We start from the raw sequence: 15,363 nt of genomic DNA, 5'->3' as shown, positions 1-15,363 counted from the left end.
GGTATCTAAGATGCGCTCTGGTGTAATCGCTAAAAAGGTTGGCATGACCCGCCTTTTCATGGAAGACGGCAAACAGATCCCTGTGACCGTTCTTCAACTGGACAATCTGCAAGTTGTTGCTCAGCGCACCATCGAAACTGACGGCTATACCGCCGTTCAGCTGGGTGCCGGGGAAGCAAAAGCAAAACGCACCTCCAAGCCGATGCGCGGTGTCTATGCCAAAGCTGGCGTGGCCCCCAAGCGCAAGCTGGTGGAATTCCGCGTTCCCGCCGAAAACCTGATCGAAGTGGGCGCCGAAATCTCGGCTGAGCACTTTGTCGAAGGTCAGAAAGTGGACGTGGCAGGCACTTCGATCGGTAAAGGTTTTGCCGGTGCCATGAAGCGTCACAACTTTGGTGGTCTGCGCGCCACCCACGGTGTGTCGATCAGCCACCGTTCGCACGGTTCGACCGGTCAGTGTCAAGACCCGGGCCGCGTGTTCAAAGGCAAGAAAATGGCCGGCCACATGGGTGCCGTCCGTGTGACCACGCAAAACCTCGAGGTTGTGAAAACCGATGCCGACCGTGGCCTCGTTTTCATCAAGGGCGCTGTGCCCGGCTCGAAAGGTGGCTGGGTCACCGTGAAAGACGCCGTGAAAAAGAAGCTGCCCGAGAACGTTCCGTTCCCGGCTGCTCTGAAAACTGCTGCAACCGAAGCTCCCGCCGAGGAAGCTCCTGCGGAAGGTGGTGAAGCATGAAACTTGACGTGATCAAACTCGATGGCGGCAAAGCCGGTTCGGTTGAACTGGACGAAGCCCTCTTTGGTCTGGAGCCGCGTGCGGACATCCTGCACCGTGTGGTTCGCTGGCAGCGCAACAATGCGCAGCAGGGCACCCACAAGGTGAAGACCCGTTCGGAAACCTCCTACTCGACCAAGAAGATCTATCGCCAAAAAGGCACCGGCGGCGCCCGCCACGGTGACCGTAACGCGCCGATCTTCCGCAAAGGTGGTATCTACAAAGGTCCGACGCCGCGTTCGCACGGCCACGACCTGCCGAAGAAATTCCGCAAGCTGGGTCTGAAGCACGCCCTGTCCGCCAAGCTGAAAGCTGGTGAACTGGTTGTGATCGACGAAGCCACTTCGGAAGGCAAGACCGCCGCCCTGGCCAAACAGGTCAAGGACCTGGGCTGGAAACGTGCTCTGGTGATCGACGGTGCCGAGGTAAACGAGAACTTTGCACGCGCTGCGAAGAACATCGAAGGCCTGGACATCCTGCCGACCATTGGCGCCAACGTCTATGACATCCTGAAGCGTGACACCCTGGTGATCACCAAAGCAGGTGTCGAAGCTCTGGAGGCTCGCCTGAAATGACCGCTAAAGCAGAACTCTACGACGTGATCCGCAAGCCGATCATCACCGAGAAAGCAACGCTGGCATCGGAAAACGGTGCTTATGTTTTCGAAGTGGCAATCGACGCGAACAAACCGTCGATCAAAGAAGCCGTTGAAACCCTGTTCGACGTGAAGGTGAAAGCCGTGAACACGACGATCACCAAGGGTAAAGTCAAACGCTTCCGCGGTCAGATCGGTAAGCGTAAAGACGTCAAGAAAGCCTATGTGACCCTCGAAGAGGGCAACGCAATCGACGTATCCACCGGTCTCTGATCCGGCGGCCGATTGTAGGCTCATGAACTGAAAAAGCCCCTCGCGATTGCGGGGGGCTTTTTTGTTGGTCGACTAGCGGATCGTGAGGACGGAGAGTTATTGTGGTTGAAACGACTTGCGCTTGCCGAAATCCCTCCTAAGTTGAGTGAGAATGCAGACTATTGGAGATTTCAGTTGCGTAAAACGGGGCACTATAGGCGAGCCGCTCATGTTCGTGGTGACGAGATGACTTTGGAACAGGCACTGGGTCAATGTAATGACGGTTATCCAGAGGAAGGGCATCCAATATTTCCGTATACGGAAGAGTTGGACTGTGTGGTGGCGTCTCATGCAGTGGTTCATGGGAGGCAGTAGCTTCACCTCGCTGTGTTCGAAGAGGGAGCTGGTGCCGCGGTGGTGGAAACGCTTGCGAACGTTAGGGTTGGGGAGGAGCCTGCACCTGAACAAAAGGAATTTATCCGCTCCCAGCTGTTCTTGATTTGTTCTGGGGATGATATTATCTTCTCAACACACAATGCTCCTCTGAGAGACAGTCGCGCAAATGTCCTCGTGAATAACCTTATCCAGAGGTTTTCTGGTAATGATGATGATCCAGTGTACCTTTTGGAGGCCGCGCTTGATGAAGACAAGTATCGACAAATAATGGATCAGGGGATTGGCGAAATTGACCTTGGCTTGAGTGGCTTCCAACAAACTTTGGAGCATGCACTCAATGGTGGGGCAATCGAGCAAACTGGATTGATGGGGGTTATTGCTTCACTTTGGCAAAGAGATCTGACTGATGAAGATCGTGAAGCCGCAACAAAAGTTGCGGGACGTTTCGTTCTGCGGCCGGGGTTTGATTGGAAGGATGTTCACGTAAAGAGGATGATGACCGATATGGCTATGAATCTGCTCGAAGAAGGGATCGATGATGGATTTGCGATTGTCACAAAAAATGGGCTTCGCGTAACTCAAAATTCGGTGCGGTTGAAAGATGATTTTAAGGTTGATGGAAATCGGCAAGTCGTAAGTAGTTCTCAAATGTTTGATGGTCTCCACAGTGCCATGGATCAGTTCCAACATTTGGGCGTGCTTGACGATGAAATACTGATTGAGCCCAATGAACATTGATCGAAAGAAAATTCCTTTTCTTGTGACGGTTTTGGTATTGCCTTCGGTAGCGGTCTATTTGGGGGCAGGAGAAGCTTTGCGTGTTTCTGAGAAACCCTCCGAGTACATTGGTTTAATTTTCTCGATTTTGGCTGCGTCTCTGTTTGCAACAGTCTCCATTCTTGGTGATCCTAGTAATCTAATCCGGGGGGGATGGCGCACGGCGTGGGAGCAAGCGAAAGATGTTCAGTTTCGCTTGATGAGGCTGACCTATCTTTTTGTTCTGTACATGTTTGTGCTTGTTTTGCTTGTTGTCTCTGAAGTGATTGAGGCGAAATGCCTCGTGAGCTTCTATTGGGTGCATGGGCTATTCGCTTGGTTTTCGATAGCCGCTTTTTTGTTATCTATTTGGCTTCCATTCGAAGTTAAGAATATTCAAGTTTCCCGCCTTGAGCAGGAGATAGAAAACAGGAAGTCCTCTAGTTCGAAAGGGAATGGAGCTAACGGCTGATCGCAATTGCATGCGGATGTAACTTGATAATCACCTCCCCTATAGACACCTCCCCCCATCCCTGATACTGCACACCAGTCGAGAGGCCACAGATTCGTTCTGCGGCCTTTTGATATTTGGAATTCGGGGACCTCGTGGTGCGGTGTAAGCCAGATCAAAAGGGCCCTTTAACCTGGTCACCTGTTCAGCCAATGGCGTTCAGGGGGCTTTACCTACCAGGTGGTGACCTCGGGCAAACTCGGGGCATCGCCAAGCTAACGGAAGACAGAAAGCATGGCACTTAAGTCGTACAAACCGACGACGCCGGGCCAGCGTGGGCTGGTTCTGATCGACCGTTCGGAGCTGTGGAAAGGTCGTCCGGTCAAATCCCTTACCGAGGGTTTGACCAAGTCGGGCGGCCGGAACAACACCGGACGGATCACCTCTCGCCGCCGTGGTGGCGGGGCAAAGCGTCTCTATCGTATCGTTGATTTCAAGCGCAACAAGTTTGACATCGCCGCCACTGTTGAGCGGATCGAATACGACCCCAACCGCACCGCATTCATCGCCCTCGTGAAATACGAAGACGGTGAGCAAGCGTATATCCTGGCCCCGCAGCGTCTGGCTGTTGGCGATCAGATCATCGCAAGCGCAAAAGCCGACATCAAGCCGGGCAACGCAATGCCGTTCTCGGGTATGCCGATCGGCACCATCATCCACAACATCGAGATGAAACCGGGCAAAGGCGGCCAGATCGCCCGCGCAGCCGGCACCTACGCTCAGTTTGTTGGTCGTGACGGTGGCTACGCTCAGATCCGCCTGTCGTCGGGCGAACTGCGTCTTGTGCGTCAGGAATGCATGGCCACCGTTGGTGCCGTGTCGAACCCCGACAACTCGAACCAGAACTACGGTAAAGCCGGTCGTATGCGCCACAAAGGCATCCGCCCGTCGGTTCGTGGTGTTGTTATGAACCCGGTTGATCACCCCCATGGTGGTGGTGAAGGTCGCACCTCGGGTGGTCGTCACCCGGTTACCCCCTGGGGTAAGCCGACCAAGGGTGCGCGCACTCGCAACAAGAACAAGGCGTCGTCGAAGCTCATCATCCGCTCGCGTCACGCCAAGAAGAAGGGTCGTTAAGATATGGCACGTTCTGTCTGGAAAGGCCCTTTTGTTGACGCTTACGTCCTCAAAAAAGCCGAAAAAACCCGTGAATCGGGTAAAAACGAGGTCATCAAGATCTGGTCGCGTCGTTCGACCATTCTGCCCCAGTTCGTGGGTCTGACCTTTGGCGTCTACAACGGTCAAAAGCACGTTCCCGTGTCGGTGACCGAAGAAATGATCGGCCAGAAGTTCGGTGAATATTCGCCGACCCGTACCTATTACGGTCACGCGGCTGACAAGAAAGCGAAGAGGAAGTAAGCCATGGGTAAGGATAAAAATCCCCGCCGCGTGGCCGCCAACGAAGCTATGGCCAAAACCCGTATGCTTCGGACGTCCCCGCAGAAACTGAACCTGGTTGCTGGCATGATCCGCGGCAAGAAGGTTGATCGCGCTCTGACCGATCTGACCTTCTCGAACAAGCGTATCGCCCAAGACGTGAAGAAATGCCTTCAGTCGGCCATCGCCAATGCTGAAAACAACCACAACCTGGACGTCGATGAACTGATCGTCGCCGAGGCCTATGTGGGCAAGAACCTGACCATGAAACGCGGTCGTCCGCGCGCCCGTGGTCGTTTCGGCAAAATCATCAAACCGTTCTCGGAACTCACCATCAAGGTGCGTCAAGTTGAGGAGCAAGCCTAATGGGTCAGAAGGTAAATCCGATTGGCATGCGTCTTCAGGTCAACCGCACCTGGGACAGCCGCTGGTATGCAGACACGAAAGATTACGGGGATCTTCTTCTGGAAGACCTGAAAATTCGTGACTTCATCAAGACCGAATGCAAGCAGGCCGGTATCGCTCGTGTGATCATCGAACGTCCGCACAAAAAGTGCCGCGTGACGATCCACACCGCCCGTCCGGGTGTCATCATTGGTAAAAAAGGCGCAGACATCGAAACCCTGCGCAAGAAAATCGCCAAGATGACCGACAGCGAACTGCACCTCAACATCGTTGAAGTGCGCAAGCCCGAGCTGGACGCCGCCCTCGTGTCGGAATCGATCGCTCAGCAGCTGGAGCGTCGTGTGTCGTTCCGTCGTGCCATGAAACGTGGCGTGCAGAACGCCATGCGCATGGGTGCCCTGGGCATTCGTGTAAACGTTGCTGGCCGTCTGGGTGGTGCTGAGATTGCACGTACCGAATGGTACCGCGAAGGTCGTGTGCCGCTGCACACCCTGCGCGCCGACATCGACTACGCACATGCAGAAGCAATGACGCCTTACGGCATCATCGGTATCAAAACCTGGATCTTCAAAGGCGAAATCATGGAGCACGATCCGTCGGCTCGTGATCGTCGTCAGGCAGAGCTTCAGGAAGGTCCCGCGCCCCGTGGCGCCGGCGGCCGTCGCTAAGGAGATCTGAAAGATGCTTCAACCAAAGCGTACTAAATTCCGCAAGATGCACAAAGGCCGGATCAAAGGCCAGGCAAAAGGTGGTTCCGATCTGAACTTCGGTTCGTATGGCCTGAAGGCCCTGCAGCCCGAGCGTGTGACTGCACGCCAGATCGAAGCCGCACGTCGTGCCATGACGCGTCACATGAAACGTCAGGGCCGTGTTTGGATCCGTATCTTCCCGGACACCCCGGTAACCGCCAAGCCCATCGAAGTTCGTATGGGTAAAGGTAAAGGCTCCGTGGACCGCTGGACCTGCAAAGTGAAGCCGGGCCGCGTGATGTTCGAAATCGACGGTGTGTCGGATGAAGTGGCCCGCGAAGCCCTGCGCCTCGCTGCCATGAAACTGCCGATCAAATCGCGCGTCGTGCAACGCGAAGACTGGTAATTTTCGCATCCGCGAAAATCACTGCGCTAACAAAAAAGCCCCCGTCGAGATATCGGCGGGGGTTTTTGTTAGCGCCAGTGGCCGTAGAACTTCAACTTCTTGCGGATGCCTTCTGGTTCAAGATGGCGATACTTCCCTCGGGAAAAGTGCCCTCCGTCCAATGCCAGCCCTGCTTTGATTAACTCGGCCCCAATGTCCGTTCGATCCGAAAGATAGCAGGTTCCCACTAGCCGATCATAGCTAGTTTCTCCTGTGAGCTCGACGTCAATGGTTTGTCCCTTGCAAATCTTGACCATTTCCCATTTGGCTTTCTTTCCCCAAGGCTGATCGAGTTCTGGCGCATCAATTCCAGCAAGCCGCACCTTGATCTTAGAAACAACAATCGTGTCCCCATCAATCACCCACGCCTTCCCACGAAGTCTCTTTGATGAAGGAATTTCTGGAGGCGGGTCATGTTCAACCCCTTTGGTGTGATGACGTATAGCTTTAGGAGATGGCTTTTGCAGGGGATGAACATTTGGAGCTTCGAAACTACTGCCGTTAGGCGTAGGTGCAGAAGAAGTGCCAGAGGTATTTCGGCCCCTGACATCCAACTTGCCCCGTTTGTGAGAGCCAAAGCTGCTAAAAGTTAAAAAGAGTGCGGCAACCAAAAGGGCGAATAGGATTAATACTACCATTTGCAGTGCCTAGTCTGAAATTGCCCAGACATCTTAGCAACTCTACCTATTGGCGCAAGTGGGGGGGAGCGGGTACGTAGCTCCCGATGTAGCCCCTACCGCAGCAGCTGGTCCATCAATCCAATCACCTCCAGCACTTGGAACGTGGTTGGATCGGCGCGGTAGATCAGCTCGCCCACACGGTAATAGCTGTGGTGTCGATCGAGGCGATAGCGGTCATAGTCGTCGAAAACGGAATACTCATAATCGTCCAGCCGGTCCCCGACCTTGGGTTTCGCCAAACCGGGCGGCACGCAGGGCGGGTTCTTTTTGGCAAGCCCCGGCGGGCACCCCCCAGCACCATACCCTTTCGCCTTGCCATGCCCCTTGCCATTTCCGGCAAGCGAAGCGGTGGCCATAAGGGGGAGCAGAGCAAGGATCAGGGCGGCTTTAAGGGGGGCTTTCATGGTCATTCCCGTCATGCAGAGTGGTTGAACGCGTGTTTGCTGATGCGTTTGTTGACCACGATGCTATCCACGCCACCAGTGTTATCCAATATCAGCGGGGGCCAGCGCGGCAACTTGCCGGTTTCTGCGCCCGAAAAGCAAAACCGCGCCGAGTGGGCGCGGTTTGGTGTCGTTCAATGGGCGAGGCGCGGAGCCTCACTCGCCCCACTTGTAATTAAAGCTCACCGACAGGCGTTCTTCTTCGCCGGTGTTTTGCATCACCTCATGTCTGAGCCAGCTTTCCCACAGGAGAATGTCCCCCTCGGCGGGGCGTTTGGTGATGAAGCTCTGCAGCTCTTCCCGTGCGTTTTTGCGGCGCGGGGGGGCGGCCATCATGCGCGCGTGGCGCGGGTCTTCGTAACGCAGCGCGCCGGCGCCTTCGGGCAGCGCCAGATAGGTGGTGCCGGAAATCACCGAATGCGGGTGGATATGGGCGGAGTGATAGCCACCCGGCGGCAGGATATTGATCCAGATGTCCTCCAGCACCAATTCGCGCTCATCCAGATTGAACTCCAGATCCTCGGCAAAACCGGCGACGTGTTTATCAAGGCTGTCGACCAGATCCTTGAAGATCGGAAACCGCCAGGGCAGGTCGGTCAGCGAGGCGTAAGAGGTGTAGCCGGGATAGCCCTCGGCTTCACACCATTCCTGCCCCGCCTCGTCATCCTCGGCGATGGAATAGCAGCTGTCATAAAGCTCATCCTGGTCAATGGCAGGGCCATGTTCGGACAGTTGAGCGTGGTAAAGGCGGGTCACGAAGAGAGAGGATATATTGGCCATGGCCCCTCATACTGAACCCGGCCAGGACTGGCGAGAGATTTTTGTGTGCTGACCGGGCGACGATTTGGCGCAAAGGGGGCCGGGTGGTTGGTCTGGTGAGGGCGGGTGCGGCCCGATACATTAGGTCTGTTGCTGTGATGTAGGAGGTGCGGATGAGGTCTGAGGCATTGAACGGAAAGCAGGTCGCAGGCCTTGCGACTATCATCGGGCTTGTGCTTCTTGCGCTTTGGGTCGCGCCCAGGAACACCACCACACCCGGACTGGAAATCGCCCTGTTGCAGGGTGGGGAAGAGGTGGAGCTTGTGCCACGAAGCCCCGGATCCTCGGTGATGCGGGGGCATTTGGCGCGGCAGCAGTTTCATGTCGCTGTCACCGATCCGGCGCAGGTGTTCGGGGCGGAGGACCCGTATCTTTATATCATGATGTTCCGTGCGCCCGGGTTTGTGATGGAGACACGGCAAGGCCTGCGGGTGGGGCGCAACAACAGTAGGGTTGCAGAGGCAAGCGAGGATCTGCTGAAGGTTCAAACGCTTGGAACCTTTTTCCTGCCTGGGCATGCGGCGGCAGATTATCCCACCGGGGATGAATGGCTGATCGAGGCCGCCCCGGATTGTTATGAATTGCCGGATGGTAGCCGGGACGGCATCTCGTTCTATGCTGCTTTCGGTGAGCGGTTCCGGTCCCATGGCAATTATGCCTATTCCAAACCCGTGTCCTACCTTCTCTTTTGCGAAAACAATCTGCTCTACGGTCAAAAGCTGTTGCCGCAGGGCAGTTGGATGCTGCTTGTGGGGCGCGGCGATGGGGAGGCGGACATGATAGAGGTCGTGTTCGAGGGGTAAGGTCGGCTGCGGGGGCAGGAAAGTGGTATTGGAAGGGTAGGGCGAGGGAGAGTAGGTTTTCGTGATTGCGTGTGCGTTGTTTTCCGCGGCATCTTCTGGCTGAGGCCAAACTAAAGCTGGCTGCCGAATGCGAAAACCCGATCGAAGTGCAGATCTGGATCGACTACGGAACGTGCGCGTAAATTCACAAACTTTTCCTTGCCCCCATCCCCTATCCCCCCTATAGAGGCGCATCGCGCGGATTCCGGTCACGGGATTCGTGTGTATTGAATATTCACCCACCAGGTTAAGGGTTACCTGTCGACATAAGGACAGCGCTCTCTGGTGCAAGGAAAGGACAAGGCGAAATGAACGCCAAGGAACTTCGTGAGAAGTCGCCGGAAGAGCTGCGTGCCGCTCTGGCTGACCTGAAGAAAGAAGCCTTCAACCTGCGTTTTCAGCAGGCCACCGGCGCCCTCGAAAACACCGCTCAGATGCGCAAGGCACGCCGCAACGCGGCCCGTGTTAAAACCATTCTGACCGAAAAAGCTGCAGCTGCGGCTGAATAAGAGGAGCTGAGAGCATGCCCAAACGTATCCTGCAAGGTGTCGTCACCAGCGCCGCCAACGAACAGACCGTCACCGTTTCGGTGGAACGTCGTTTCAAGCACCCGCTGCTGCACAAGACCGTTCGTAAGTCGAAGAAATATCGCGCTCACGACGAAAAGAATGCCTATAAGGCTGGCGACATCGTCCGCATCATCGAATGCGCGCCGAAGTCGAAAACCAAGCGTTGGGAAGTTTTGGAAGGCTAAGCTATCTGCTTACCTTCCCGGACGACTTAACAAGTCGAAACCCTGGGGGTTCCGCCATGCATCGGCGCCCCAAAGGTCGGGAGAAACCACATGATCCAGATGCAAACCAATCTGGATGTAGCTGACAACAGCGGCGCACGTCGCGTTCAGTGCATCAAGGTTCTGGGTGGTTCCAAGCGTAAATACGCATCCGTTGGCGACATCATTGTTGTCTCGGTTAAGGAAGCCATCCCGCGCGGTCGCGTGAAAAAAGGGGACGTCCGCAAGGCCGTCGTCGTACGCACCGCCAAAGAGGTCCGTCGTGAAGACGGCACCGCCATCCGCTTCGACCGCAATGCGGCCGTTATTCTGAACAACAACAACGAGCCCGTTGGCACCCGTATCTTCGGACCGGTTGTTCGCGAACTGCGCGCGAAGAACTTCATGAAGATCATCTCGCTGGCTCCGGAGGTGCTGTAAGATGGCTGCTAAGCTGAAAAAAGGCGACAAGGTTGTCGTTCTGGCCGGCAAGGACAAGGGCAAGCAGGGCGAAATCGCTTCTGTTGACCCGAAGGCTGGCAAAGCCGTTGTTGACGGCGTGAACATGGCCATCCGCCACACCCGCCAGTCGCAAACTTCGCAAGGTGGTCGCATCCCGAAAGCGATGCCGATCGACCTGTCGAACCTGGCAATTCTTGACAAGAACGGCAAAGCGACCCGTGTTGGCTTCCGCGAGGAAGACGGCAAGAAAGTGCGTTTCGCCAAGTCGACCGGGGAGGCAATCTGATGGCTGACTATACCCCTCGTCTGAAAGCTGCCTACAAGGACAGCATCCGTGCCGCTCTGAAAGAAGAGTTCGGCTACAAGAACGACATGCAGATCCCCAAGCTGGACAAAATCGTTCTGAACATCGGTTGCGGTGCTGAGGCTGTAAAAGACTCGAAAAAAGCCAAGTCGGCCGTGGCTGATCTGACCCAAATCGCCGGTCAGCAGGCTGTGACGACCAAAGCCAAGAAATCCATCGCTGGTTTCCGTGTTCGTGAGGACATGCCGCTGGGTGCGAAAGTGACCCTGCGCGGTGACCGGATGTATGAATTCCTGGACCGTCTGATCACCATCGCGATGCCCCGTATCCGTGACTTCCGCGGCGTTTCGGGCAAATCGTTCGACGGTCGCGGCAACTATGCCACCGGCCTGAAAGAACACATCGTGTTCCCGGAAATCGACTTTGATAAAGTGGATGAAACCTGGGGCATGGACATCGTGATTGCCACCACCGCGAACACCGACGCGGAAGCAAAGAGCCTGTTGAAGCACTTCAACATGCCCTTCAACAGCTGATCCGCGGGAAGGAAAAGACATGGCTAAAAAAGCAATGATCGAACGCGAGAAGAAGCGTCAGGCGCTGGTGGAGAAATATGCCGCCAAACGTGCTGCGCTGAAAGAGATCGCAAACGATGAATCGAAGCCGATGGAAGAGCGTTTCAAAGCGCGTCTGAAACTGGCCAAACTGCCGCGCAACTCGTCGGCCACCCGCTTGCACAACCGTTGCCAGCTGACCGGCCGTCCGCACGCTTACTATCGTAAGCTGAAAGTATCGCGGATCGCACTGCGGGAACTGGGCTCGAACGGCCAGATCCCCGGTCTGGTGAAATCGAGCTGGTAAGGGAGAGAAGATATGAACGATCCTATCGGCGATATGCTCACCCGTATCCGCAACGCTCAACTGCGTGGCAAGTCCACCGTTTCGACCCCGGCGTCGAAACTGCGCGGCTGGGTTCTGGATGTGCTTTCTGACGAAGGCTACATCCGCGGCTATGAGGCTGGCACTGATGTCAACGGTCACCCGACCCTTGAAATCAGCCTGAAATATTTTGATGGCACCCCGGTTATCCGCGAACTGAAACGGGTTTCGAAACCCGGTCGTCGCGTATACATGGGCGTGAAAGACATCCCGCAAGTCCGTCAGGGCCTGGGTGTGTCGATCGTGTCCACTCCGAAAGGTGTGATGTCGGACGCAAGCGCACGCGCAGCCAATGTTGGCGGCGAAGTGCTCTGCACCGTATTCTAAGGAGGTCTGGAATGTCTCGTATTGGTAAAAAACCGGTCGAGCTGCCCGCAGGCGTGACCGCCAGCGTGTCGGGTCAGACCGTTGAAGTGAAGGGCCCGAAAGGCACCCGCAGCTTCACCGCCACTGATGATGTGACCATCACTGTTGAAGACAACGCCGTTTCGGTTGAGCCGCGCGGCTCGTCCAAACGTGCTCGTCAGCAATGGGGTATGTCGCGCACCATGGTTCAGAATATGGTGACCGGCGTGACCGAAGGCTTCAAGAAAGAGCTGGAAATCAACGGTGTTGGTTATCGTGCTCAGATGCAGGGCAACACCCTGAAACTGAACCTCGGCTACTCGCATGACGTTGAATTCGAAGCTCCGGAGGGCGTCACCGTGACCGCTCCGAAGCAGACGGTAATCATCGTTGAGGGCATTGACCAACAACTCGTCGGCCAGACCGCGGCAAACATCCGCGAATGGCGTAAGCCGGAGCCCTACAAAGGCAAAGGCATCAAATACAAAGACGAGTTCATCTTCCGCAAGGAAGGTAAGAAGAAGTAAGGACCAGACAGATGGCAAACAGCAAACGGACCCTGTTCCTCAAGCGCCGCCTGCGCGTCCGGAACAAACTTCGCAAGCACAATGTTGGCAAGCTGCGCCTGTCGGTGCACCGCTCCAACAAAAACATCTCGGTGCAGATCATCGACGACGCTCAGGGCAAAACCCTGGCCGCCGCATCCTCGATGGAAAAAGACCTGGGTGTTTTCGGCAAGAACAACGTGGAAGCCGCTGCCAAAGTGGGCGCCGCCATTGCCGAACGTGCGAAAAAAGCTGGCGTCGAAGAATGCTACTTCGACCGCGGTGGCTTCCTGTTCCACGGCAAAGTGAAGGCCCTGGCCGACGCTGCGCGTGAAGGTGGCCTGAAGTTCTAAGACTTGTGGAGGGCATCGGGTTTCCCGGTGCCCCCCCGATGATCCGGGGGCGATTGGTTCGCTGATTACCCACCAGGATTGAATTTTACGGCGTCCTAAACGCCACTCAGAAAGGAATGCCAAATGGCAGAACGTGAAAATCGCCGTGGCCGTGGCCGCCGCGAAGAAGAAGCACCGGAATTTGCTGATCGCCTTGTCGCGATCAACCGCGTGTCGAAAACCGTAAAAGGTGGTAAGCGCTTTGGCTTCGCCGCTCTCGTGGTTGTTGGCGACCAAAAAGGCCGCGTTGGCTTCGGTAAAGGTAAAGCGAAAGAAGTGCCCGAAGCCATCCGCAAAGCCACCGAGCAAGCCAAGCGCCAAATGATCCGCGTGCCGCTGCGCGAAGGCCGCACCCTGCACCACGACATCGAAGGTCGTCACGGTGCCGGCAAGGTGATCATGCGCACCGCCCCGGAAGGTACCGGTATTATTGCTGGTGGTCCGATGCGTGCCGTGTTCGAAATGCTGGGCATCAAGGACGTTGTGTCGAAGTCGATCGGCTCGCAGAACCCCTACAACATGATCCGTGCAACCATTGACGGCCTGCAAAAAGAAGCAAGCCCGCGTCAAATCGCACAGCGTCGTGGTAAAAAAGTGGCTGACATCCTGGGCAACAAAGACGCTGCCCCGGCCGAAGCTGCTGACGCGTAAGGAGATCTGACCAATGGCTAAAACCATCGTTGTAAAACAGATCGGTAGCCCGATCCGTCGCCCCTCGAAACAGCGCCAGACGCTGATCGGCCTGGGCCTCAACAAAATGCACAAAACCCGCGAACTCGAAGACACCCCTGCCGTACGCGGCATGGTGAACTCGATCCCGCACATGGTGAAGATCATCGAAGAGAAAGAGTAACCCTCTTTTCCTTTGAGAGCTTTGAGCACCCCGGTCAGAAATGGCCGGGGTGTTTTTTGTTACGTATCTTGTTGAAGTTTCAGACCCGGACTTGGCAGAAAAATACGATCGGATACTTTTGGCGAGTTTCTCAAGATATTGGTTTACACGTTCTGAGAATTGATCTTAGTTTTACCTATCTAAGGGGTGACACACTAAAGCCGGGAGTGTGTCATGACGACAGAACCACCTACCTCAATCATGGATAAGACGTTGCAGCTCATCGCGAATGCAGAGCTGACATTTGGTATCGCAAGCGGAAACGGGGGTGGGGCATTCTTGCTGGCGCTTGTTGTCGTAGTATTTCTATTTCGCCCGCCAACGACACTCCAAAACCTGTCCCGTATCGTTCGGGCGTGGCGCACGCGTGACTAACGCGATCAACTGGATAGACCCAATCCGCGGTTTAGGCGGTCTGCCATCTCGGGAGAGGCCCGGGCGCTGCCCTTTACTCTCCGCTGTGACACATTCCTGAACAATACCCCAACTCCACGACCCATGCATTCCCTGCAACCCGGGGCTTCGCAGATGCGATTGGTTATCTAACATGTTCAGCCTTATGACGGGCGCAACAGACAACTTCTTTAGGGACTCACCGATATGGCCGTGATCACCGCACCTGTTGGCCTCGTTGCCGTTCTCTTCGCCACCGTCGCCGTGGCTGTGAAAAAATTCCTCGCGTCGGAACCGACCCCGACCTGGACCGAATACATGCACAAGTGCAACTGCGAGAAGTGATCTCGCGCGACATTTGACCTGCTTCTGATGACCCGGCTTTATGCCGGGTTTTTCTTTCTCAGGAACCCACAAAGGGTTTCGAGATTATATTGGAACGAGGCACAGATATGAAACAACCGAGGCGTATAAGACCTGAGGACGTTTCCAGATAAAACTGGGAATCAACTAAACTTGCAATGATCTAATCAGGGCGTAGTCGCAGGCGTAGTTCTTCTCAATAAGTTGCCTGAGCTCTTTACTTTCAAAGGCTTTTGCCCCCGGTGCTTGACCCGTGTTGCGAAACAGCTGTGCCAGGTCGCCTGCGCGCATGTCCACCTGGCTGGATTGCAGATTTGAATACTCCGTTCGGTTCCGCGGTCTGGAAAAATACCTCTCCGCGAGTTCGGCCCCCAGTAGATCCTGCATTTTGGGCAATAGCCCCCCCATCTCGATCGCATGGTCATAGGGCAGATCAAGAAGTCGGCTGGCCTGAGGGCGGACATGTTTGTCGCGCTGGGAAAAGGGGGGAATGCAATACCGGGTTACAAAATCGCGAAAACTCGTGTCATCGGGATGTTGCCCGGTGGCGCTCTGATAACGTTGAAAAATATCCTCATGCCCCTTGCGGGCCACGAATTTGTTCAAATAGGCCGACACCAGTCGTCCATAAGGGTCGCGATAAACAAACAGGCGGGTGTGACACTGATCGAGCTGTCTGCGGGTTTTGATCCGGTGGTATTTGTTCATGAAACGCATTGGACGCAGACCAGTCTCAACGAAATCGGCCCGCCTTGAAGTCTCACAGATCAGCGTTTTGAAAGCCGTGCAGGCATTTTTGCGAATGTAAGCATAGGCAAACCGCTTACCATTTGCCTCAAACCAATAATGTTCAACCCTGTTCAGTTGAAACCAGTACGGTAGAGAAATGGCTGGGTGGTGCATGTTCATTCTTTCTTAGCTCTCTGATCGAGGTTCCCTTCTGTATCCTCCGCATGCCGCTTTGTCAGCAT

Annotated in this window: 27 protein-coding genes; 23 read left to right on the top strand and 4 right to left on the bottom strand. The window is 55.4% G+C overall.

Annotated features, from left to right (window positions below; all coding sequences use genetic code 11):
• The first annotated feature begins 10 nt into the window (after positions 1-10).
• The 10 genes from rplC (at position 11) to rplP (ending at position 6,162) form a co-directional block, all read left to right on the top strand.
• On the top strand, positions 11-736 hold the full coding sequence (gene rplC, locus XMD517_RS08215; protein ID WP_173485860.1) for a 50S ribosomal protein L3: 726 nt from the start codon (positions 11-13) through the stop codon (positions 734-736).
• Positions 733-1,350: a 50S ribosomal protein L4 gene (gene rplD, locus XMD517_RS08210; RefSeq protein WP_173485859.1), complete on the top strand. Its 618-nt coding sequence runs from the start codon at positions 733-735 to the stop codon at positions 1,348-1,350. Before rplC ends, rplD begins: the two co-directional genes overlap by 4 nt.
• Positions 1,347-1,643, top strand: coding sequence for a 50S ribosomal protein L23 (locus tag XMD517_RS08205; protein WP_173485858.1), 297 nt, complete (start codon positions 1,347-1,349; stop codon positions 1,641-1,643). The genes rplD and XMD517_RS08205 overlap by 4 nt, the downstream gene beginning before the upstream one ends.
• Before the next feature lie 393 nt (positions 1,644-2,036).
• Positions 2,037-2,756, top strand: a complete 720-nt coding sequence (locus XMD517_RS08200; RefSeq protein ID WP_173485857.1) for a hypothetical protein — start codon at positions 2,037-2,039, stop codon at positions 2,754-2,756.
• The gene (locus XMD517_RS08195) at positions 2,746-3,246 is read left to right on the top strand and encodes a hypothetical protein (RefSeq protein WP_173485856.1); all 501 of its coding nucleotides are present in this window, start codon (positions 2,746-2,748) and stop codon (positions 3,244-3,246) included. The genes XMD517_RS08200 and XMD517_RS08195 overlap by 11 nt, the downstream gene beginning before the upstream one ends.
• Positions 3,247-3,519: 273 nt before the next feature.
• A complete protein-coding gene (gene rplB / locus XMD517_RS08190) occupies positions 3,520-4,362 on the top strand; it encodes a 50S ribosomal protein L2 (protein WP_055187910.1) in 843 nt (280 codons plus the stop codon).
• 3 nt (positions 4,363-4,365) lie between these two features.
• Positions 4,366-4,644: a 30S ribosomal protein S19 gene (rpsS, locus tag XMD517_RS08185; RefSeq protein ID WP_055187912.1), complete on the top strand. Its 279-nt coding sequence runs from the start codon at positions 4,366-4,368 to the stop codon at positions 4,642-4,644.
• Positions 4,645-4,647: 3 nt separating this feature from the next.
• Positions 4,648-5,028, top strand: coding sequence for a 50S ribosomal protein L22 (gene rplV / locus XMD517_RS08180; RefSeq protein ID WP_055187914.1), 381 nt, complete (start codon positions 4,648-4,650; stop codon positions 5,026-5,028).
• A complete protein-coding gene (gene rpsC, locus XMD517_RS08175; RefSeq protein WP_055187916.1) occupies positions 5,028-5,735 on the top strand; it encodes a 30S ribosomal protein S3 in 708 nt (235 codons plus the stop codon). Before rplV ends, rpsC begins: the two co-directional genes overlap by 1 nt.
• A gap of 13 nt (positions 5,736-5,748) precedes the next feature.
• Positions 5,749-6,162 carry a 50S ribosomal protein L16 gene (rplP, locus tag XMD517_RS08170; protein WP_173485855.1) on the top strand — a complete coding sequence of 138 codons (414 nt, stop codon included), beginning with the start codon at positions 5,749-5,751 and terminating at the stop codon, positions 6,160-6,162.
• 68 nt (positions 6,163-6,230) lie between these two features.
• Here the strand turns inward: rplP and XMD517_RS08165 are convergent, their stop codons facing one another.
• The 3 genes from XMD517_RS08165 to XMD517_RS08155 all read right to left on the bottom strand — a co-directional run bounded on the left by XMD517_RS08165 (position 6,231) and on the right by XMD517_RS08155 (position 8,104).
• Positions 6,231-6,839, bottom strand: a complete 609-nt coding sequence (locus XMD517_RS08165) for a thermonuclease family protein (RefSeq protein WP_173485854.1) — start codon at positions 6,837-6,839, stop codon at positions 6,231-6,233.
• 95 nt (positions 6,840-6,934) lie between these two features.
• A complete protein-coding gene (locus tag XMD517_RS08160) occupies positions 6,935-7,285 on the bottom strand; it encodes a hypothetical protein (protein ID WP_173485853.1) in 351 nt (116 codons plus the stop codon).
• 195 nt (positions 7,286-7,480) lie between these two features.
• Positions 7,481-8,104, bottom strand: coding sequence for a TIGR02466 family protein (locus XMD517_RS08155; RefSeq protein WP_173485852.1), 624 nt, complete (start codon positions 8,102-8,104; stop codon positions 7,481-7,483).
• 152 nt (positions 8,105-8,256) lie between these two features.
• Here XMD517_RS08155 and XMD517_RS08150 point away from each other — a divergent pair, with 152 nt between their 5' ends.
• From XMD517_RS08150 to XMD517_RS08090, 13 genes are all read left to right on the top strand, one after another.
• Positions 8,257-8,946, top strand: coding sequence for a hypothetical protein (locus XMD517_RS08150; RefSeq protein ID WP_173485851.1), 690 nt, complete (start codon positions 8,257-8,259; stop codon positions 8,944-8,946).
• A 347-nt stretch (positions 8,947-9,293) separates the two neighbouring features.
• Positions 9,294-9,494: a 50S ribosomal protein L29 gene (gene rpmC, locus XMD517_RS08145; RefSeq protein WP_055187926.1), complete on the top strand. Its 201-nt coding sequence runs from the start codon at positions 9,294-9,296 to the stop codon at positions 9,492-9,494.
• A 14-nt stretch (positions 9,495-9,508) separates the two neighbouring features.
• Positions 9,509-9,739 carry a 30S ribosomal protein S17 gene (gene rpsQ / locus XMD517_RS08140; RefSeq protein ID WP_055187929.1) on the top strand — a complete coding sequence of 77 codons (231 nt, stop codon included), beginning with the start codon at positions 9,509-9,511 and terminating at the stop codon, positions 9,737-9,739.
• A gap of 90 nt (positions 9,740-9,829) precedes the next feature.
• Entirely contained in the window at positions 9,830-10,198 is a 369-nt protein-coding gene (rplN, locus tag XMD517_RS08135) for a 50S ribosomal protein L14 (RefSeq protein WP_005621870.1), read from the top strand.
• Between the two features lies 1 nt (position 10,199).
• The gene (gene rplX, locus XMD517_RS08130) at positions 10,200-10,505 is read left to right on the top strand and encodes a 50S ribosomal protein L24 (RefSeq protein ID WP_055187930.1); all 306 of its coding nucleotides are present in this window, start codon (positions 10,200-10,202) and stop codon (positions 10,503-10,505) included.
• Positions 10,505-11,059: a 50S ribosomal protein L5 gene (rplE, locus tag XMD517_RS08125; protein WP_173485850.1), complete on the top strand. Its 555-nt coding sequence runs from the start codon at positions 10,505-10,507 to the stop codon at positions 11,057-11,059. The genes rplX and rplE overlap by 1 nt, the downstream gene beginning before the upstream one ends.
• Positions 11,060-11,078: 19 nt before the next feature.
• Positions 11,079-11,384 (top strand): 30S ribosomal protein S14, encoded by a 306-nt coding sequence (gene rpsN, locus XMD517_RS08120; protein WP_173485849.1) that lies wholly within the window; start codon positions 11,079-11,081, stop codon positions 11,382-11,384.
• A 12-nt stretch (positions 11,385-11,396) separates the two neighbouring features.
• Positions 11,397-11,789, top strand: a complete 393-nt coding sequence (rpsH, locus tag XMD517_RS08115; protein ID WP_173485848.1) for a 30S ribosomal protein S8 — start codon at positions 11,397-11,399, stop codon at positions 11,787-11,789.
• An 11-nt stretch (positions 11,790-11,800) separates the two neighbouring features.
• Entirely contained in the window at positions 11,801-12,334 is a 534-nt protein-coding gene (rplF, locus tag XMD517_RS08110; protein WP_173485847.1) for a 50S ribosomal protein L6, read from the top strand.
• 11 nt (positions 12,335-12,345) lie between these two features.
• Positions 12,346-12,705 (top strand): 50S ribosomal protein L18, encoded by a 360-nt coding sequence (gene rplR / locus XMD517_RS08105; protein WP_055187941.1) that lies wholly within the window; start codon positions 12,346-12,348, stop codon positions 12,703-12,705.
• A gap of 123 nt (positions 12,706-12,828) precedes the next feature.
• On the top strand, positions 12,829-13,395 hold the full coding sequence (gene rpsE, locus XMD517_RS08100) for a 30S ribosomal protein S5 (protein WP_055187943.1): 567 nt from the start codon (positions 12,829-12,831) through the stop codon (positions 13,393-13,395).
• A 13-nt stretch (positions 13,396-13,408) separates the two neighbouring features.
• Complete coding sequence (gene rpmD, locus XMD517_RS08095) at positions 13,409-13,597, top strand: 50S ribosomal protein L30 (RefSeq protein ID WP_173485846.1); 189 nt, start codon at positions 13,409-13,411, stop codon at positions 13,595-13,597.
• 639 nt (positions 13,598-14,236) lie between these two features.
• Positions 14,237-14,374 carry a hypothetical protein gene (locus XMD517_RS08090; RefSeq protein WP_173485845.1) on the top strand — a complete coding sequence of 46 codons (138 nt, stop codon included), beginning with the start codon at positions 14,237-14,239 and terminating at the stop codon, positions 14,372-14,374.
• 165 nt (positions 14,375-14,539) lie between these two features.
• Here XMD517_RS08090 and XMD517_RS08085 read toward each other — a convergent pair whose 3' ends face one another.
• Positions 14,540-15,295 carry a sulfotransferase family 2 domain-containing protein gene (locus XMD517_RS08085; protein ID WP_173487798.1) on the bottom strand — a complete coding sequence of 252 codons (756 nt, stop codon included), beginning with the start codon at positions 15,293-15,295 and terminating at the stop codon, positions 14,540-14,542.
• Between the last annotated feature and the right edge of the window lie 68 nt (positions 15,296-15,363).

Origin of the sequence: Aliiroseovarius sp. xm-d-517 (assembly GCF_013283135.1) — a bacterium.
GTDB classification, from domain to species: Bacteria; Pseudomonadota; Alphaproteobacteria; order Rhodobacterales; family Rhodobacteraceae; genus Aliiroseovarius; species Aliiroseovarius crassostreae.
Note: the sequence above shows the minus strand (reverse complement) of the source record. Positions and strands in the feature narration are given on the sequence as shown.